This is a genomic window from Massilia pseudoviolaceinigra (assembly GCF_030846505.1).
GTDB lineage: Bacteria > Pseudomonadota > Gammaproteobacteria > Burkholderiales > Burkholderiaceae_D > Telluria_A > Telluria_A violaceinigra.
Genome location: NZ_JAVCWL010000106.1, coordinates 1 through 1168 on the forward strand (window position 1 = coordinate 1; position 1168 = coordinate 1168).

The 1168-nt window shown below is 63.2% G+C and carries 1 protein-coding gene; it reads left to right on the forward strand.

Going from position 1 to position 1168, the window contains the following annotated elements:
• The coding region (tnpC, locus tag RBA40_RS33260; protein WP_306653176.1) for an IS66 family transposase at window positions 1–1134 on the forward strand (1134 nt) is incomplete at its 5' end.
• Between the last annotated feature and the right edge of the window lie 34 nt (window positions 1135–1168).

Sequence of the window (1168 nt, forward strand, 5' to 3'; positions counted from 1 at the left end):
GGCGAGGACGTCAGCGAGCAGCTCGACGTTGAACCTGCCCGCTTCTTCGTGCACCACCACATCCGCCCGCAGTATGCCTGCCGCGCCTGCGACAGCGTGACCGCAGCGCCTGTGGCGCCGGTGATCATCGACGGCGGCATGGCCGCGCCCGGCCTGCTGGCCTGGATCGCCATCAGCAAGTTCGTCGATCATCTGCCGCTGTATCGCATCAACCAGATTGGCGAGCGCCAGGGCGTTCCACTGCCCATCTCGACGACATCGGACTGGGCCGGCAAGGTCGGCGTGGCGTTGCAGCCCCTGGCTGACAGGCTGGCGGAACTGCTGCGCATGCGACCGACCCTGCATGCCGATGAGACGCCGGTCAGGCAACTCGATCCCGGGCAGGGTAAAACCAAGCGTGCTTACTTATGGGCATACCGTTCCAACAGCTTGGACGAAGGTCCCCCTATCGTCGTGTTCGACTACCAGGGCGGGCGCGCCGGCGCGCATGCCCAGTCGTTCCTGCAACACTGGCGCGGACACCTGATGGTCGACGATTACGTCGCCTACAAGGCACTGTTCGTGCACGGCGTTACCGAACTGGCTTGCCTGGCCCACGTGCGCCGAAAATTCTTCGAGCTGCATGCGGCCAATGGCAGTCCGATCGCCGCCGAGGCCCTGCGCCGCATTGGGCTGCTGTATGCCATCGAGCGCAATGCGGTCGATGATTCGGCGCCGGCACGTCATGCTCGCCGCCAGAGTGATGCCAAGCCAGTCCTTGATGAGCTGCACGCGTGGCTCGTCAAAACCAGACCCGTCGTTGCCGATGGCAGCGGCACTGCAAAGGCGCTCGATCATGCGCTCAAACGGTGGCCGGCCCTGGTTCGCTATGTCGACAGCGGCACCTACCCGATCGACAACAACGCCGTCGAGAACGCCATACGCCCCATCGCCATTGGGAAAAAGAACTGGCTCTTCACCGGTTCGGAGCGCGCTGGTCGGCGCGCCGCTGCCATTCAAAGCCTGGTGGCCACCGCCAAACTCAACGGTATCGACCCCATGCGCTGGCTGACCGAAACGCTGGAAAAACTACCCACCTGTCCCAACAGTCAGATCGATTCGCTTCTGCCATTTGCTCAGATTACAGGGAAATAGATTCCGCTGGAAGGTGGGACGGTCGGATGCTTAC